Consider the following 18418-nt stretch of genomic DNA (forward strand, 5'->3'; position numbering starts at 1 on the left):
CCCTGGCAACGGCCCCCTCGGACCCGCCGCGTAGAGGGGAGCCAAGCAGCGAACGCCCCCGCCGAACAGCCCTGCATCCGGCCAACCCCCACAAGAGCCGTATTCCACCCCTGCCGACGCAAGCACCCTCAACCCACGTGATCCACCCGCAAGGACCAGACCCTCGCGAGCTCGACCCCGAGTCGGTGCCCGAACTCCCTTGCGGTACTTGGTTGTTGGAGTTGCGGCGCCGGGGGCGGCTTCCGTAACAGACAGCCCCTCCCTGGGGCGCATTGCCCTCAAGCGGGCGGAAGATGGAGACCAGGTCAGACTGGCCGGAGTTCGGAGATGGACCCATGACGCAACAGGTTCTCGGCAGTGGCCGCACCACGAGTGCGGAAAGCTTCTGGTACATCCTTGGATGCATCGCGTTCGGGGCGTCCTATTTCGCGAAGGTCCCGGCCAAGAAGGCACTCAGTGAATACGGACTCGCCGAGATGACCGGCGCGGAGAGGTTCTGGTACGTCGTGATGAACATCGCGTTCGGCTCCGGATACCTGTCCAAGGTCATCACGAAGAAGGCCCTGTCTGAAGTCGGACGCACAGGCAGCGGCGCCATGCGTGCGGAGTCTGCCGCCTGATCAGGCGGCACTGCCCGTGTTCCGCCGCCCATGGAGATCAGCCACGCGGCGGAGCCCACGGGGTGGTTCGTGCTGGATCCGTACAGGGTGGTGGGAAGCGGGGGCGGTAGCTGCATGGGGCGGCCAAGGCGCGGACCTTGGTGCCGACAGGGCGACGCGGTAGCAGCTCATGCGCAGGCGCGGCTTGCTCATCGGGCAGCCGTCGAGCGAACTTGGCGGGCACGTCATGGAGCCGAAGCTGAATGAGGTCTGGCCCCGTGCGCCACCTCGGGAGGCTGTTCCAGTTGCAGCTCCTTCTTGCGCTGCTCTCCGTGGCGCCGCCGTTCGCCCTGCTCCTGGTCGGCACTGCCTTCAGCGGCTTCGCGCAGGTATCCGCCGCCCACTCGCCGGAGCCCGTGCACGGGCCGCTGATCCCGAAGTGGATGTGCGACGAGTTGGCCGCCCGCCGCCAGGACAAGCGCGGGTCCCGCGACGAGTGGGGTGCCGCAGGCGGCAGTTCGGCCGAGGGCGGGACCGCCCATGGTGATGTCGGACCGGGACGCCAAGGCCACCCACCAAGATCGGTAGGTGGTGGCCTCGGCGACTGCCGAGGGTCGGCTGGTGCGTCCCGTTCGCCGCGCCGACCATGGCAGGCGACTTTCTCCCCGGCGACGTTTGCGGTCACTGTCTGATCAGGCGGAGTCACGTCGAGGTTGTGTTCATGATCTGACGCTCCATCAGCAGTTGCTGGCGCAGACGCCGCCTGAGCTGCTGGTTCCGTCTTCGCAAGCGTGTGCAGACCCGATAGGCGGGCACGTTCCGTGACCGATGACGTGAAGGGCCTCACGTGCCCCGGGCAAGTGTGGGAACGTGCATGGCTCGGCGCGGGGCAAGGGGCGACCTGCCACGGAGGCACGCGATGCTCTCGGAGCGTGGATGGCTACTACTGGCAACAGCGATTGAGACGGGGGTCGCGGTGAGTGTCGCGGCCCAGCCGACGGTGCCGGACTGCGCCCTGCTCGTCGTCGGGCCGCTGCTCGCCGTCCACGGCCTGTGGACGGTCCTGATGGCGCGCGACCGCATACGCTGCAAGACCTCCCTCGCCCGCATGACCCGCGTCGCCGAACTCACCCAACGCGCTCTCGTGCGCCCCTTGCCCGCCGATCTGGGCGGCCTGGCCACGGCCGTACGGACCCGCTCCGCGAGCGAGGGCGCCCTGGTCGGCGGGGACCTCCATGACGCCGTCCTGCTGCCGTCCGGGCCGCGCCTGATCGTCGGAGACGTGGCGGGTCATGGCCTGGACGCGGTCCGCGTCAGCGCGGCGGTGCTCTCCGCCTTCCGTCACGCCGCGGCCACGGAGCCGGACCTGGTCCGTCTTGCGCACATCCTCGACGACCGCGTACGAGACGACCTCGGAGACGAGGACTTCGTCACCTTGCTCCTCGCGGACTTCGTGCCCGGCGCGGTCCGTCTGGTCAACTGCGGGCACCCGCCGCCGCTGCTGGTGGGCCGGCGCCTGGAGGTCCTGGAATCCCCTTGCCCCTCCCCGCCGTTGGGCTTGTCGCCCACGCCGAGCCTGCAGGCCGTCCTGCTCACCCCCGAGCAGCGCATGCTCCTCTACACCGACGGCTTCACCGAGGCCCGGGACGCGCACGGCACCTTGCTGGCCCTCGACCGCCGGGTCCGGGCCGCGCTGGGCGCCCTCACCCTCGACGAGGCCCTTGCGAACCTGGTCGGCCTCGTCGATCGCCACGCTGCCGCCCACGACGGCGACGGCCACGGCGACGACCTCACCCTGCTGCTCGTCCAGCCCACCGCCGGCCTGCTGACGGGGCCGGTACTCCCCGTACCGAAGAACGAAGACGTACCGAGCGCGCCACAGGGCAACCTCGGCCAGTCGTGATCGGGCGGCGACACTTCCGGTCACTTTCGTGCCGACCGTCCCGCGGCCCGAGCGCAGCCGCCATGCTGCCGCCCCACGGCGGGAGAGCGAGGAAGGGCGCGACCATGCGGCGGCAAGGAGTGGGGAACCTCCCTTCGGAGACACGCGAGTTGTACGGTCGACAGCAGGAACTGGCGGAGATCCGGAGGCTGTTCGACGGCGGTGCCCGGCTCGTGACGCTGTCCGGGGTCGGCGGGGTGGGCAAGACGCGGCTCGCGCTGCGGGCCGCGCACGAGGTGCAGCCGTCCTTCCGGGACGGGGCGTGGTGGGTGGAGCTCTCGTCGCTGCGCCGGGGCGCGCTGCTCGCACATGCCGTCTCCGAGGTGCTTGCGCTGGCAGATCAGACGACGCGGCCCATGATCGATGTGCTGGCCGACTACCTGGCGGGGCGCGAGGTGCTGCTTGTCCTGGACACCTGCGAGCACCTGGTCCACGAGTGCGCGCTGGCCGCCGAGGTGCTGCTGCGGGCCGCGCCGGGGCTGCGGATCGTGGTCACCAGCCGCCGCCCTCTGGGCACGCACGCGGAGCGGCCGCTGACCGTCGACCCGCTGCCCGTACCCGAAGGCGCGGGCGCGGCGTGCGGTGGCGCGGACGCGATGGCCCTGCTGGCCGACCGGGCCGCCGAGGCGGTGCCCGGCTTCGCGGTCACCGACGCCAACCGGCCCGATCTCGTACGCCTGTGCCGCTGCCTGGACGGCCTCCCGCTCGCCATCGAACTGGCCGCGGCCCGCCTGCGGGACCTGTCCGTGGCCGAGCTGACCGAGAAGCTGGACGACCGCTTCGCCGTCCTGGGCGCCACCGACGAGGTGGTGTACGACGCCGAGCCGCCCTGGCACCAGGCGCTGCGTACCGCGATCGGCTGGAGCCACGAACTGTGCACCCCGGCCGAACGGCTGCTCTGGGCCCGCCTTTCCGTCCTCGTCGGCGGCTTCGACGTCGAGGCCGCTCGGGCGGTGTGCGCCGACGCGCGCCTTCCCGAGGAGGCGGTCCCGGGGCTGCTCGCCTCCCTGACGGACAAGTCGGTCGTGATGTGGGAGCCGACCGGCGGCGGCGAGCGCTACCGGATGCTCGACACCATCCGCGAGTTCGGCGCCGCCTGGCTGCGTGGTCTCGGCGAGGAGTCCACGCTGCGCCACCGGCACCGGGACTACTTCCGGGCGCTGGCCCGGGCCGCGGATGCCGCCTGGATGGGGCCGGACCAGATCGCCTGGCACGACCGAACGACGGCCGAACACGCCAATCTCCGCGCCGCCCTCGACTTCTGCCTCGCCGAGCGGGACGGGCGCGGTGGGCTGCAGATGGCCGGGGCGCTGTGGTTCTTCTGGTACGCCTGCGGCTTCGCCCAGGAGGGCGAGTACTACCTCGACCGGGCCCTGGACCTGGATCCGGCCCCCGGGCCGGACCGCGCCAAGGCCCTGTGGGCCCGCGGTATGGTCGGCCAGACCGTGGGTGACATGGAGACCGGCCTCCGCCTCGTCGACACCTTCCGGAAGGTTACGGCCGACGAGGCCGATGAGACCGCCCCGGTCGCCGCTGCCCTTCTCGAGGGCACCTGTCTCGCGCTGAGCGGTCGGCAGACGCAGGCAGCCGAGGCGCTCGACACGGCGCCGCGCACCCCGCCGTCCCCCGGGCGCTACGACGCGGCGTGGTCCCTCGTCCAGGTCGCCCGGGCCTACGTCCACATCCAGCTCGGGCAGGTCGCCGAGGCCGCGGTCGTCGCGGACCGTCTCTGCGCCGTATGCGACGACCGCGGCGAGACGCACGCCCGCGCCTGGGGCGACCTCCTCCGCGCCCTCGCCGCGCTGGCCCTGGGACGGGCGGGAGAGGCCGAAGCCCATGCCCGCGACGCCCTCGACGGCAAACGCCGAGTCCACGACAGCGTCGGCATCGGCATGGCCCTCGACGTACTCGCCTCCGCGACGGTCGCGTCCGGGCACGCCGAGCGAGCCGCCCGGTTCCTCGGCACCGCCGACCGGGTATGGCAGACCCTTGGTTCCCTCCAGATGGGAGCACCCGAACTCGTCGCCGCCCGCCAGGCGTGCGAGGCGCAGGCCCGTCAGGCCATCGGCGACGACGTCTATGAGACCGCCTTCCGCGCCAGCTACGACAGCGACCCCGACGCCGGCATCACCCATGCCCTCCACACGCCCGGAACCGCCCCACCGCACCCTGGGATCGACTGACCGCAGCCCCATGGAACCTGGTGGCGGACGGCTTCAACTCGGCCTCGCGAGAGTGGTGTTGGTCTCGAAGCCGGAACAGGAGCATGCTGCTGGCCGGCCGCGAGGACCAGACCGGGCGCGTCGACCAGGAGATGGCGTACGACAAGCCAGGAGCCTTCCCGCCCTCTCGGGCAGAAGGGCTTCTGACCTGCCGCTTCTCTGTGCCCCCGGCAGGATTCGAACCTGCGACACCCGCTTAGGAGTTTTCCCTGATCGAGGCTGTGAGGTGCGCAGACGTCGCCGAGGACGTTCCTGGCCTCGGGAAACTCCTCTCCGTAGTTCTCAGGTGTTCGTGGGGTTTCCCGTCCTCACATGTGCTGGATCCGTTCTGCTCGGTGCCTCTCTGACGTGGGATCGGCTCGATGAAGCTGTGCCCGGCCCCCGGAAAGTCAGGCGTCGGTGTCCGCATGCCCCGATGCGGGTTCTTGCCGGCGCTGTGCGGGGTCGGGCAGCGGGAGGGAGAACCACACGGCTTTGCCACCCTGGGTGAGCAGGGCGCCCCAGGAGGAGGCCAGTTGGTCGAGGAGGGTCAGGCCGCGGCCCGACTCCTCATCGGGGCGCGCGGTCCGGGCGTGCGGCAGAACGGGGCTGCCGTCGCTGACTTCGACGTGGAGTTCGTCCCTGGTGCGGCGTAGTCGTAGCCGCAGTGGGTCGCAGGCGTGGCGCACCGAGTTGGACAGGAGCTCGGAGGCCAGTAGGCAGGCGGTGTCGGTGAGGTCTTCGCAGTCCCAGTCCTGCAGGGTGCGGCGTAGAAAGCGGCGCCCGTCGCCCACACTCGTGGGTTGTGCCGGGAGGAGCGCGGTGACGGCGGTCACCGGTGCGGGAGGGACGCGGGCGAGCAGCAGTGTCACATCGTCGGCGTAGTCCTGGAGACCGGGCAGCAGGGAGGCGAGTACGGAGTCTGCGGCCTGTTCCAGGCAAGGGAGGTCGGCGGTGGCCTTTTCCAGGGCGATGGTGAGGGCGTCGATCTGCTCTTCGATGTCGCTGGTCGGGGTCTCGACCAGGCCGTCGGTGTACAGGGCGAGTACCGAGGCCGGTGGCACGGTCAGGCGGGTTTCCTGGTGGGGCACCTCGCCGACGCCCAGGGGCACGCTGACCGGGACCGGGAGTCTTCGGACCTGTCCGGTGGGATCCACCATCAGGACGGGCAGGTGTCCGGCGGAGCACACCGTCAGCGTGCTGTCGTCGGGGTCCAGGATCAGGTAGCAGCAGGTGACGAGCTGGTCGGGCAGTTCACTGACGACCGCGTCCAGGGCGCGCATCAGCTGCCAGGGCGGCATGCTGGTCTTGGCCAGGGCGTGGGAGGCCGAGCGCAGTTGGCCCATGACGGCAGCGGCCTCAAGCCCTCGGCCCATGACGTCACCGATCAGTACTCCCACGCGGCCGCTGCCCAGTGCGATCAGGTCGAACCAGTCCCCGCCCACACCTGGGCCCTGCCGGGCGGGAAAGTATCGGCTGGCGGTGTCCATGCCGGGCAGCGGGGCGGGTGAGCCCATCAGGCTGCGCTGCAGGGTCAGGGCTACGTGGCGTTGCTGTTCGTAGAGTTCGGCGAGCTGGGCCTCGGCCGCCTTGCGCTCGCTCACGTCCCGGATGGCCGCGGAGACCAGGGTGCCGTCCGGGGTCTCCAGGGGGCTGAGGCTGATCTCGACCGGGAACTCGGCTCCGTCCTTGCGCAGCCCGTACAGGTCCAGTCCGGCGCCCATGGGGCGCACGCGGCGGTTGCTGACGTAGCCGTGGCGGTGGGAGGGGTGGTGATGATGGAACCTCTGGGGGACCAGGATTTCCACCGGGCGTTCCAGGAGCTCTTCGCGCCGATAGCCGAACAGGGCTTCGGTCTGCGCGTTGACCAGCTGGATGATGCCCGCGTCGTCCACGATGACGATGGCGTCCGGAGCGGCTTCCAGCAGGGCTCGGAAGCGGGCATCGGCGGCTTTTCGCTCGCTGACGTCGCGCACGGCGGCAGAGATCAGGAGACCGTCGGGAGTCTGCAGCGGGCTGAGGCTGATCTCGACCGGGAACTCGGCCCCGTCCCGGCGCAGTCCGTACAGTTCGAGGTTGGCGCCCATCGGCCGGACCTGCTGGTTGCCGGAGTAGCCCAGGCGGTGTCCCGGGTGCTGGTCCCGAAAGCGGTGCGGCACCAGAATCTCGACGGGACGGCCGAGCAGTTCGTTTCGTGGATACCCGAACAGGGTCTCGGTCTGGGCGTTGACCAGACGGATCATCCCGCCGTCGTCCACGATGACCATCGCGTCCGGAGCCGCCTCCAGCAGCGCGCGAAATGGTTCCTCGGCTACTGGGATCACACGGGGGCTCATCCTGTGCTCGCCTTGTGCCATGCCACATGTCAGCAGCAACCGGGTCCGGCACGGGCGGCTTGTCGCCAAGTGGCCGTTTGTGGACTCTCTTTGTTGGAATAGGGGCCAGACCGTGCCCGTCGTGACGCGCACGCCACCCTGCTCGCCGCCACCGCCGCCGCCCCTCCTGCCACCACGCTCCCTGCCACCGCCCTCCCTGCCGCCGCGGCGGGCGGCGCCGAAGGGCTCTGCCACGTCGCAGCGTGTTGCGCGCCACCTGCTGTGCAGGCAAGGCGCTGTAGATCGGCCTGCGGGGTCAGCTGCCGTCGAGCATCTTGTTCATCTGGGCGCTCCACAACAGGCTCGTGGAACACCAGCGGTTCCCGCCGACGCTCCACGAGCCTGTTGTGGAGCGCCCCGCGCCAACGATCGCCTACGGCTCCCTGCGGGCCGCGGGGTTCGAGGGCCGGGCAGCGGGCGAGGGGGTGACCATGCTGGTCGGTCGGCACAGGGCGAGCGCGATGTCGTCGGTCGGCGCGCGGCCCGTGTGCGCGGACACCATGGCGTACAGCGTGTCGAGCGCGTCGGAGGGGGAGAGCACGGCCAGTGCGTCACCGACCCGTTCGAGGAGCGGGAAGTCGGCGCCGTTCGCGTCGCGTGCCTCGCTCAGGCCGTCGGTGTAGAACAGGAGCCGGTCCCCGCTCGTGAGATAGAAGCGGTACAGCTGCGGCTTCGGATGCAGGCCCAGCGGGGGCGCCGGCTCCAGTGGCTCCAACAACCTGACCTGCTTGCCCGCCCGTACGGGCGCGGGGTGCCCGCAGTTGACGATGCGGACCTCGCCCGGGGCGAACTCGGCGAGTACGGCGGTGACGAATTCCTCCGCGTCCAGTTCCGGGGCGAGCCTGGCGTCCAGGGCCGTCGCCAGGTCGGCGAGGCCGGGAGTGAGATAGGCAAGGTCCTTGAAGGCCCCGATGGTCGCCGCGGTGGCCCGCAGGGCGTCCAGGTCGTGGCCGCGTACGTCCCCGATGAGCAGGCGCACTCCGTACGGGGTGTGGACGACGTCGTACAGATCCCCGCACACCGACGCCCCCTGCACGGCACAGCGGTTCCGGGCGTACACCTCGATGCCGCCGAACTCCACCGCCATCGGCCGCAGGATCGCGTTCTGGGACGCCTGCGCGACTTCGGTGGCCCGGGCCAGTGCGGCCGCGTCGGCCGTGTGCCGGGCGGCATCGCGGACGGCCAGCGTGCCGCCGACCAACAGGACGAGGAACTCGATTCCGAAACCCGGAGTCACCATGAGGCCGCTCGCGGCGCCCGCTACGAGAGCGAGTATCAGCGACGAGGCCGCCACCGCCGCGGTGCGCCGTGCGTCCAGGCGGGCGCAGGCCAGCACAGGACCGATGAGCAGTACAGCGACTCCCAGGTGCCCACTGCCGAGACCGCTGAGGACGGCGAGCAGGCCACTCACCCCCAGCGCGAGCACCGGTCGGCTCCGGCCGCGCCAACTCCGCGTGCTCGCCTTCCGCCACCACCGCCCGACTGCCCTGACCGCCATGTACGGCCCCAGCCTCCCCCTGTGTCTCGTGAGTCCGCGGCAGAATCCGGCCATTCTGGTCCAACGCGCTGCCGGGCAGGTCTGGCCGACCGGAGCGGACCGAGAGGTGGTCGGGTGTGTTCGCCGTGGTGCGGTCATGTGAGCGCCTTGCTCGAAGAAGAGGGCCTCTCGTGACATGGGCGGCCCGGGGACGGAGCCGGGGAGAACGGACTTGGGAGAGGGCGCCGTGGCGCGGCGTGCCCGCGTCCCCGCTTCGCGGGGCCGCCTCCCACGGCACCCGGGTACGGGCACGGGACGGCGGTGATCCGGGATTGCCGCCCCGGATCACCGCCGCTGTCCTCGGTGGCCGCCCTACCCCTGGAGCTTGGCCAGGGCGAAGTCGAGCCCGGTGCCGCTCGATGTCGCGCCGCCGGCGATGACGATGTCGTCGCTGCCGGTCAGTGCGATGCCGCGAGCGACATCGGCCCCGCCGGAGAAGTCGACGGTGGCGATGCCGTCCCCGCTGAAGCCGGTGTCCAGGGTGCCGTTGGAGTTGTAGCGGACGACAAGGGCGTCGCCGTCGACGGGGTCGACGGGAAACACGACGGACTCCCCGGCCAGTCCGGCGATCACGATCTTGCCGTCGCTGTCCACGGCGACATCGCGCGCCTCGTCGGCGAGCAAGGTGTGCACGTCGGTCGTGACCTTGCCGTCGCCGCTGAAGCCCGTGTCCAGGCTGCCGTCGGAGTTGTAGCGGACCACACCGGACTTGATGGGGCCTGCGATGCCGAACGGCTCGGGAGCGTCGACCGCGCCCGCGATCACGTAGTCGCCGCCGGGCGCCTGGGCGAAGCCGAACGCGAGGTCGGAGAGTCCGTTGAAGTCGGTGGTCACGATGCCGTCGCCGCTGAAAGAGGTGTCGAGGCTGCCGTCGGAGTTGTACCGGACCAGCAGGAAGTCACTGTTGGCGCTGCCCGCCGCGATCATCTTCCCGGTGGACAGCTCCTCCAGCGCGAAGAGGTGGTCGCCGGTGCCGAAGTCCGTGATGACGATGCCGTCGCCGCCGCCGAAGCCGGTGTCCAGGGTGCCGTCGGAGTTGTAGCGGGCGATGAAGGAGTCAGCCCCGGCCGCCCCGGCCGCCAGGATCTTGCCGCCGCTCGTCAGGCTCAGGCCGCGGATGCCGTCGCCGAGTCCGCCGGTCAGGTCGGTGGTGACCTTGCCGTCCCCGCCGAAGGAGGTGTCGAGGGTGCCGTCGGAGTTGTACTTCGCCAGCGCCAGGTCGGCGATCTGCTCCCCCCCGGTGAACCCGCCCACCAGGATCTTCCCGTTGCCGGCCTCGATGACCGACCGGGCCATCGACAGGGTGTCGCCGAAGCCGGTGGTGACCTTGCCGTCGCCGCTGAAACCGGTGTCCAGCGCTCCGCTGGAGGTGTACTTGGCGACACCGAAATCGCTCGGGCCGACGCCGGGGGTGCCGAAACCCTGTCGCCCGGCGACGAACAGGGACCCGTTGGACGTACGCAGCAGGTCGTTGCCGACCTCCGGCTCCGACGGGGTGGCACCGAAGTCGGTGGTGACCTTGCCGCTGGTGCCGAAACCGGTGTCCAGGTCACCGGGCGCGGCCGCCGCGCTGGGCGCGAGGGCCATCATCAGGCCCACGGCCAGTGCGGACACGGCTGCCACGTGGGCTCTCCACGTCGGGCGGTCTTCGAAGAGCGGGAAACGTCTGGTCATGAGTGGGACTCCTCACGCTTGCCGAGGCGATATGCCCCCGGTACGGCGGGCACCATTCCGCGCCCTTCGCCCACGTACAACCCGCGTATCGGCGGCGCCTGGATGGGCGCCAGGGCGCGCTGACCATTCGCCGGAGCGTGCCGATGGCGACGCTCCGTAGTGCGCGCCGTGCGCTCGGCAGCCCCTCCGGTCGTGGACGGAGGCGAACCGGTCGCCACGCACCCCGAAGTGAACGGGGACGGCCAGGCGGTGCCGTGTTTCTGTCCGCATGACCGGTGCCCCGTCCTTCGGGGGTACCGCCGGAGCAGACTCAGCCAGGTTGAGTCAGGGAGGAAGCCAAGGGAGGGGGCCCCGTGTCACACGGCGTGCCAGGAGAGACGGAGATGGGCGAGTGGTCGGGGAACCTGCCGTCGGAGACTCGCAGTTTTGTCGGACGGCAGGACGAACTCGCCCGGCTCGACGTCATGCTGCGTCCGGATGACGGGCCGGTCGAGAGCGGCGGGGGACGCAGGGGCTGGAACGGCGGGCGCCGCCTTGTGACTCTCCTGGGACCCGGAGGGATCGGCAAGACTCGTCTCGCGGTGGAGGCCGCGCGCCGGGTGCGGCCCGCCTACCCGGACGGTGTGTGGCTGGTGGAGCTCTCCTGCCTGCACGACAGCGGTCTGACCGGCCCCGGCACGCTGGGCCTTGTGGCGATGGAGGCGCTGCGGGTGGCCGACCAGACGACGCGTCCGGCGACGGAGGCGCTGGCCGCGTGGATCGCGGACAAGCAACTGCTGCTGGTACTGGACTCGTGCGAACACCTGCTGGAGGACTGCGCGGCCTTCGTCGACGAGTTGCGGCTCGCTCCGCACGTGCACATCCTGGCCACCAGCCGCCGACGGCTCGGGCTGCCGGGGGAGCGGTGTCTGGAAGTCGAGCCGCTGCCGGTGGACGAGTCGGGCACCGCGGCCCGGGAGGACGCGGTGACCCTGTTCGCAGACCGGGCGGCCGCCGTGCGCTCCGGCTTCGTGCTCGACGAGGCCACCCGGCCGGTGGCGGTCTCGGTCTGTCAGCACCTGGACGGCATCCCGCTGGCCGTCGAACTGGCCGCGGCCCGTCTTTCCACCCTGTCGCTCACCGAGCTCGACGACCACCTCGGGACGCGGACGGACCACCGACTGGCCCTGCTGGCCTCGGACGACGGCACCGAGGATCCGTCGCGCCACCAGGCCCTGCGCACCACCATCGGCTGGAGCCACGAGCTGTGCGCTCCGCTGGAGCGGCTGCTGTGGGCCCGGCTCGCGGTGTTCAGCGGCGGCTTCGACGCCGAGGCCGCCCAGGAAGTGTGTGCCGGGGGGCCGTTGGCGGCCGGACAGGTGCCCGTCCTCCTTGACGAGCTCGCCGCCCAGTCCATCGTGCAGCGCGACCAGCGCACCGGCACGGCCCGCTTCCGGATGCTCGACACGGTGCGCGAGTACGGCGCGGACTGGCTGGGGGAGTTGGGAGAGGAGGACGCCGTACGGCTGCGCCACCGCGAGTACTACCGACGCCTGGCCCGCGACGGCTGCGCCGAGTGGAACACCGGCCGCCAGGTGCAGTGGAGCGCGCGCGTGCTGACCGACCACGCCAACCTGCGCGCCGCGGTGGACTGGTCCCTCGACCGGCCCGACCGGCGGGCCGCCCTGGAGATCGCGGGCACCGCGGGCTTCCTGTGGCGGCACTGCGGCCATGTGCGCGACGCGAACCACTGCCTCGACCGGGCGCTCGCCGCCGATCCGCCTCCGGGGCCCGATCTCCTCCGGGCCCTGTGGACACGTGGCGCCGGAGCGATCATGCAGGGTGACGTGGACACCGCTGCCGAATTCGGGCGGCGGTTCACCGACGTGGCACGGCAGCAGGTGGACCCGGCCGCCCTCTCCGTCTCCGCCTACCTCACGGGCAGTCAGCTCGCCCTGCGCGGCCGGTCGGCCGAGGCGGTCGGCCTCATGTCCGTCGCCACCCGCCTCCCCGTCCGGGACGACTGGCTCGGTTCGGCACAGATTCAGACGATCGGCGCCTTGGCGTACGCGCACCTGATGAGCGGCGATCACGAAGCGGCCCGCGCGGTGTCCGAAGAGGTCCGCGCCGAGTGCGTCCGGCGCGGCGAGCACTGGACGCGCTCGACCTCCGACGTGATCGTGGCGAAGCTGGACCTCGCCCACGGTGACATCGCCTCGGGGGCCCGCAACGCCACCCGGGCCGTTGCCGCACACCAGCTGCTGCACAGCGCCAGCATCCTCGCGGCCACGGCCATCGACACCCTGGCATCCGCCACCATCGCCGCGGGCGAAGCTCACCGGGCGGCCGAACTGCTCGGCATCGCCCAGCGCCTGTGGGACCGCGCCGGCGGCCGCACCCAACTGAACTCCCCGGACTTGATCGCCGCCCGCCAAGCCTGTGAACGGGCCATCCGCGACAAGATCGGCGACCCGGCCTACGAGCACAGCTACGAGGCGGGCCGCGTCATGTCGTACGAACAGGGAATGAGCTACGCGACAGACACCACGCCCCGCGCATCCGGCTGAGCCCGCCCCGCCTCACTCTGCCCGCTCACGCAAACGGCCCCGGACGAGAAGCCCGAGGCCGAACAGAGCGCTCCCCGGGAGACCCCAGGTCAGCGCCTTGACGCGTTGTACCCCCGGCAGGATTCGAACCTGCGACACCCGCTTGAGGAGTGGGATCGAATCCTTGCCGGGGGATGCCCGGCGCTGCGGCGCGGTGCTGTTTCCCCTGGTCAGAACCGTGCGGTGAGCCACTTGATCCGGCTCATGCCGCCCTGTATCGGGCAGTCCGCGCACGCACCGCTCACGCGCCGCCGACTGCCAAGCAGTGCGTGGTCAGACCTGGCCGAGGTCGATCTCCACCGGGAAGGGGGCCGCTGCCTTGAGGACGCCGGTGAACACGTCTCCGTCCCGGTAGGTCTTCGTCGCGGGGTCGAGAACGTAGGTGTACACGAGAGGAACGCCTGTCGCGGCCTGCTCGATCCGCCAGTAGAAGCCGATGCCTGCCTTGGCGTACTGGTCGACCTTCACGATCCGGTCGGTGGTCTCCGAGCCTGGTGACACCACCTCCGCGACCAGCAGCACGTGCTCAGGGCGGGTGGGGGTGATGTCGATCGTGTCTGCGCGGTACACGATGACGTCCGGGCGGCGATTGGTGAGCGGGACGTCCTGAAGCCGGACGTCGAAGTCCGTGTCGGCGTTCCACTCTGGGCCCGCGGCGGCATCCAGGGCGTTGGCCAGAATCCGGGCGAGTCGGTTGTGCCGCTTGGACGCACTCGGACTCACGACGACCATCCCGTCCACGATCTCGATACCGGCGCACTGCTCCTCGGACCAGGACTCGTACTCCTCCGCCGTGATCTGCTCATGCATCCACGCCGGGGCCACCATCTCGGCCGTCATGAAGCACCTCCCGGACACTGTGCTGCGGGCCCGATCCCGCTGGATTCAGCGTACTGTCTGCCATCCGTCCGGCATGCTGATGTCGCTCACGCCCCCTCCCCGGCTGCCGGCACATGTCTGCGGCCCACCCGCCCGCCATGACCGGGGCCGTGCTCGTCGGCCTACGGGACCTGCGGGTCCCTGCGCGACAGGTGCCCGCCGAGAAGTTCGGTCTGGCCTGAACCGGAAAGGGGCCCGGCGTCCAGACCCGCCACCGGCCGAGCAGTACCCGTCGCTCACGCAAGACGGCCCCGGACGAGGAGTCCGAGGCCGATTAGAACGCTTCCCTGGGAGAGAAACCCCAGTTCAGCGACGCATTGCATGGTGCCCCCGGCAGGATTCGAACCTGCGACACCCGCTTTAGGAGAGCGGTGCTCTATCCCCTGAGCTACGAAGGCGGGCCTTGCCTGGAACGTGGACGCGAGCTTCGGCGGGATCGCCGGGCCGTGTCCTGTCGCCGCAAGGGCCTGGGCTGCCGTGTGTGGCAGCCCAGGACAGCGTAGCGGATCGAGGTGCGGGTCCTCACGGCCGTCCGCCCCGGCCCGCTGGGGCCTGGCCACCGGCCCGCCCGCGGGCGGCTACCCCGGATCACCTTCGAGGAGTGCGATGAGGGAGGTCAGTGTGGGCAGGGGCTCCGCCGTGGTGCGGTAGATCATGACGATGTGGCGTTCCGGGGCGGGGGCGAGGGGGAGTACGTCCACCCGGGACGGGCGGAGGCGGAGCATCAGGTCCGTGACCGTGGTGACGCCGATGCCCGCCTCCACCAGCGCAAGCGTCGCCGCCGTGTCCGTCACCTCGTGGTGGACCCGGGGTTCGAAGCCCGCCCGGCGGCAGGCCGTGCGGATCGCTCGGCCGTAGTAGGTGGAGGGGGACGGGAGGATCCAGGGGAGGGGTTCGGTGTCGGTCAGGGGGAGGGGCTCGGGAGGGGGGTCGGGGTACGTTCCCGGGGGTGCCGCCAGGGCGAAGCGTTCCGTGCGGAGGTGGCGTACCCGGAGCGCCGGGTCCCGGCGGATCGGGACGTCCGGGTAGTCCAGGCCGAGCGCCAGGTCCACCGTCCCCGACGCCACCGCGTCGTACACGTCGTCCACCTCCATGTCCCTGCTGTGCACCGCGAGGCCGGGGTGTGCCTCGCGGGCCCGGCGCAGTGCCTCGGGGAGGATGTCCGCGGCCGCCGTCGCGAACAGCGCCACCCGGAGGGTCCCGGTGATCTCGGTGCGGGTGCGCTCCACGGCCGCCACGGCCTCCGCCTCCGCGGCGAGGATCCGTTCCGCGTGCTGGGCGAGCGTGCGGCCCGCCTCCGTCAGCTCCACCCTGCGGCCCACCCGGCGCAGCAGCTCCCGGCCCGTCGCCCGCTCCAGCGCCGCGATCTGCTGCGATACGCCGCCGGGGGTGTAGCCGAGCGCGGCGGCCACCGCCGTGATCGTGCCTCGTCTGCCGAGTTCCACCAGGGAGCGTAGTTGGGCGCCGGTCCAGTTCACGGGGCGAGGCCGGGGGCGGGGGCGAGAGCGAGGTCGGGGGCGGGCATGCGGTCGGGGGTCGGCATCGTGCGCCTCCGTCTCCTCGTTCCTTCGGCGCGGTCCTATAGCGGTGCTCAACGGTCACGCGCAGGATCTGTTCATGGACGTCAATGGTCGCGCTGCTGCACGATGACCGGTAGATCGCCGGTCAGCAGTTCGCGTCGAGTTCCACCGTTCGCGTCGAGCCCCCGTTGAGTGGGAGGGACCGCACCTTGACCTCTACGACCTCTACGTCGACCTCTAAGACCGCCACGTCCGGCTCCCCCTTCGACACTCCCTTCGACACCCCCTCCCTCGTCATCGTCGGCGGTGGTGTCATGGGCGTCTCCATCGCCTTCCACCTCGCCGAAGCCGGAGTCCGGGACATCGTCGTCGTCGAGCGCGGCACCCTCGGGTGCGGGAGTTCGGGGAAGCCGATCGGTGGGGTGCGGGCGCAGTTCTCCGATCCGGTCAACATCGAGCTGGGGCTGCGGAGCCTCAGGGCGTACGGGGACTTCGGGCGGCGGCCGGGCGGTGACATCCGGTTCGAGCGGGTGGGGTATCTGTTCCTGCTGAGCGAGGACGCGGACGCGGCGGCGTTCGAGGAGAGCGTCGCCACGCAGAACGCCCTGGGGGTGCCCAGCCGCCTCGTCAGCCCCGCGCGGGCGCGCGAGTTGTGTCCGTACGTACGCACCGACGGCCTCGTCGCCGCCGTCCACTCGCCGGACGACGGCCACGCCCGCCCCGGCCTCGTCATCCAGGGCTACGCCCGCGCCGCCGCCCGCGCCGGGGTCCGGTTCCGCACCGGCACCACGGTCACCGGAGTGGACCTCGACCCAAGCGGCGAACGCGTCACCGCCGTCCGCACCGACCACGGCGTCATCCCCTGCTCCACCCTCGTGTGCGCCGCCGGTGCCTGGTCCGCCGAGGTCGGCGCGGCGGCCGGGGTGCGGCTGCCGGTACGGCCCGTGCGCAGGCAGATCGCCTTCACCCGGCCGCTGCACCCGCCCGCCCCGCGCATCCCCTTCACCATCGACTTCTCCTCGACCGCCTACTTCCACAACAGCGACGACGGGCTGCTCTTCGGGCTCGCCGACCCCGCCCAGGAGGAGGGGTTCGACACGACGTGGACCGAGGACTGGGTCGGGCTGTTCCGGGACGTGGCGCGGCGGCGCGCCCCCGCCCTCGCGGACATGGAGGTCGCCGGGGGGTGGGCGGGACTGTACGAGGTCACGCCCGATCGGAACGCCCTCATCGGGCGGGACGCGCGGCTCGCCAACTTCCTTTACGCCACCGGGTTTTCGGGACACGGGTTCCTGCAGGCCCCCGCTGTGGGAGAAGTGGTACGGGATCTCCACCTCGGGCGGGACCCGGTCGTCGATGTCACCCCGTTCCGTGCCGACCGGTTCGGGAGCGGGGGTGCGGCTGCCGGTGGCCGACCCGAGGTCCACGTCGTGTGAGCAGTGGGACTCAGTCGTGTGAGCAGCGGGACTCAGCGGACAGGGAGGCGAGTTGATGGATCAGCAGGCAGCGCGTGAGGGGTCCGGCGGCGGGCCCGGAGGCACCGACTGGCTCGCCACGTGGCAGCTCCGTGCCGCCTTCGCCGCCCGGCTCTCCACCATGTACGGGCGCGAGGTCCCCGCGTACGCCACCCTCGTCGACGTAGCGCGCGAAGTGAACGAGGACGTGCTGCGCGAGCGCGGGGCCGATGCCGAGCGGCTCGGGGCGATCGGGCGGGTGACCGCCGAGCGGCACGGGGCCATCCGGGTCGGGACGCCCGCCGAGCTGGCGCAGGTCGGCCGGGTGTTCGGCGCCCTGGGGATGCGGCCCGTCGGGTTCTACGACCTGCGTGAGGCCGCCGCCAGCGCCGTGCCCGTCGTGTCCACCGCCTTCCGGCCGGTCGACGGGGTCGAACTGGCCCGCAACCCCTTCCGGGTCTTCACCTCGCTGCTCACCCCGGCCGACCCCCGCTTCTTCGACGCCGGGCTGCGGGCGCGGCTCGAACGGTTCCTGGGGGAGCGGGAGTTGTTCCCCGCCGAACTGCTCGCTCTCGCCGATCGGGCCGAGACGGAGCAGGGGCTGCCGGGCGGTGCCGCCGAGCGGTTCCTGCAACTCGCGGTCGGCGCCTTCAAGTTGTCGGCCGAGCCGGTCGACAGGGCGTGGTACGAGACGTTGGAGCGGGTCTCCGCCGTCGCCGCCGACATCGGGGGTGTGCGGAGCACGCACATCAACCATCTGACGCCTCGGGTCCTCGACATCGACGCGTTGTACCGGCGCATGACCGACCGGGGAGTCCGGATGATCGACGCCATCCAGGGGCCGCCGAAGTGGGAAGGACCGGACGTGCTCCTCCGGCAGACCTCGTTCCGGGCCCTCGACGAGCCGCGCGCCCTGCGGCAGCCGGACGGGAGCGTGGTGCGGGGGGCGCTGCGGGTGCGGTTCGGGGAGGTCGAGGCGCGGGGGATCGCCCTCAGCCGGCGGGGGCGGGCGCTGTACGACGCGTTGCTCGCGCGGCTGGACGCGGAGGGGGCTGCCGGGGCGCACGCGGGCGCCGCCCCGACCCGCGCCGACCGCGCCCGTGCCCTCTGGTCCGGCCACTTCCCCCGCACCGAGCACGCCCTCGCCGAGCACGGCCTCGCCCACTTCACGTACCACGTCGTCGCCGACCGGCCCCGCGACGGCTGCACCCCGCCCGCCGACCTGCCCGGTCTGCTGCGCGCGGGCTGGGTGCGCGCCGACCCGATCGTCTACGAGGACTTCCTGCCCCGGTCCGCCGCCGGGATCTTCCAGTCCAACCTGGACGGCTCCGGCACCCGCAAGGACGGCGAGGAGGGTGCCGCGTACGACAGTGACTGGCTGTCCGGGGCCGTCGGCCGTGACGTACTCGATCCGTTCGCCCTGTACGAGGGGCAGCAGGAACGGTCCCTCGGGCGGGTGGCGGAGGAGCTGGGGATCGGGCGGGTGGAGGTGCCGTCGTCTGTCTGACGCCTTGCCGGGACCCGGACAGTACCTGTCCTGGACTCCGGCCCCGAACACCGCCCGACCCTGACCGCAGGCCCGCCGCCCGGTCCCCGACCTCGGCCCCGACCCCGGGCGCCGCCCGACCCCGGCCCCCGCACGGCCCACCGAC

General features: G+C 71.7%; 11 protein-coding genes and 1 tRNA gene. 6 read left to right on the plus strand and 6 right to left on the minus strand.

Annotated features, from left to right (window positions below; translation table 11 throughout):
* The first annotated feature begins 335 nt into the window (after nt 1–335).
* The 3 genes from IE274_RS15230 (at nt 336) to IE274_RS15240 (ending at nt 4724) form a co-directional block, all read left to right on the plus strand.
* Complete coding sequence (locus IE274_RS15230) at nt 336–620, plus strand: hypothetical protein (protein WP_190116252.1); 285 nt, start codon at nt 336–338, stop codon at nt 618–620.
* Between the two features lie 955 nt (nt 621–1575).
* Nucleotides 1576–2502, plus strand: a complete 927-nt coding sequence (locus tag IE274_RS15235) for a PP2C family protein-serine/threonine phosphatase (RefSeq protein WP_190116253.1) — start codon at nt 1576–1578, stop codon at nt 2500–2502.
* 149 nt (nt 2503–2651) lie between these two features.
* Entirely contained in the window at nt 2652–4724 is a 2073-nt protein-coding gene (locus IE274_RS15240) for an ATP-binding protein (protein ID WP_190116254.1), read from the plus strand.
* 428 nt (nt 4725–5152) lie between these two features.
* On the opposite strand, the gene IE274_RS15245 is transcribed toward IE274_RS15240, so the two are convergent.
* The 3 genes from IE274_RS15245 to IE274_RS15255 all read right to left on the minus strand — a co-directional run bounded on the left by IE274_RS15245 (nt 5153) and on the right by IE274_RS15255 (nt 10328).
* Complete coding sequence (locus tag IE274_RS15245) at nt 5153–7066, minus strand: PAS domain S-box protein (protein ID WP_229909557.1); 1914 nt, start codon at nt 7064–7066, stop codon at nt 5153–5155.
* A gap of 424 nt (nt 7067–7490) precedes the next feature.
* A complete protein-coding gene (locus tag IE274_RS15250; RefSeq protein WP_190116256.1) occupies nt 7491–8543 on the minus strand; it encodes a PP2C family protein-serine/threonine phosphatase in 1053 nt (350 codons plus the stop codon).
* 423 nt (nt 8544–8966) lie between these two features.
* A complete protein-coding gene (locus IE274_RS15255) occupies nt 8967–10328 on the minus strand; it encodes an NHL repeat-containing protein (protein WP_190116257.1) in 1362 nt (453 codons plus the stop codon).
* 383 nt (nt 10329–10711) lie between these two features.
* Here IE274_RS15255 and IE274_RS15260 point away from each other — a divergent pair, with 383 nt between their 5' ends.
* Nucleotides 10712–12874 (plus strand): ATP-binding protein, encoded by a 2163-nt coding sequence (locus tag IE274_RS15260; RefSeq protein ID WP_190116258.1) that lies wholly within the window; start codon nt 10712–10714, stop codon nt 12872–12874.
* A 312-nt stretch (nt 12875–13186) separates the two neighbouring features.
* On the opposite strand, the gene IE274_RS15265 is transcribed toward IE274_RS15260, so the two are convergent.
* The 3 genes from IE274_RS15265 to IE274_RS15275 form a co-directional block, all read right to left on the minus strand.
* Nucleotides 13187–13753 (minus strand): Uma2 family endonuclease, encoded by a 567-nt coding sequence (locus IE274_RS15265; RefSeq protein WP_190116259.1) that lies wholly within the window; start codon nt 13751–13753, stop codon nt 13187–13189.
* 361 nt (nt 13754–14114) lie between these two features.
* Nucleotides 14115–14190 (minus strand) — tRNA-Arg (locus tag IE274_RS15270).
* Nucleotides 14191–14370: 180 nt separating this feature from the next.
* Nucleotides 14371–15270, minus strand: coding sequence for a LysR family transcriptional regulator (locus IE274_RS15275; protein WP_190116260.1), 900 nt, complete (start codon nt 15268–15270; stop codon nt 14371–14373).
* A gap of 338 nt (nt 15271–15608) precedes the next feature.
* Between IE274_RS15275 and IE274_RS15280 the strand changes: the two genes are divergently transcribed.
* A complete protein-coding gene (locus IE274_RS15280) occupies nt 15609–16748 on the plus strand; it encodes an NAD(P)/FAD-dependent oxidoreductase (RefSeq protein ID WP_268255574.1) in 1140 nt (379 codons plus the stop codon).
* A 55-nt stretch (nt 16749–16803) separates the two neighbouring features.
* Nucleotides 16804–18273, plus strand: a complete 1470-nt coding sequence (gene hglS, locus IE274_RS15285) for a 2-oxoadipate dioxygenase/decarboxylase (protein ID WP_190116262.1) — start codon at nt 16804–16806, stop codon at nt 18271–18273.
* Nucleotides 18274–18418 lie beyond the last annotated feature (145 nt).

The organism is Streptomyces flavofungini, from assembly GCF_014650815.1.
Lineage (GTDB): Bacteria > Actinomycetota > Actinomycetes > Streptomycetales > Streptomycetaceae > Streptomyces > Streptomyces flavofungini.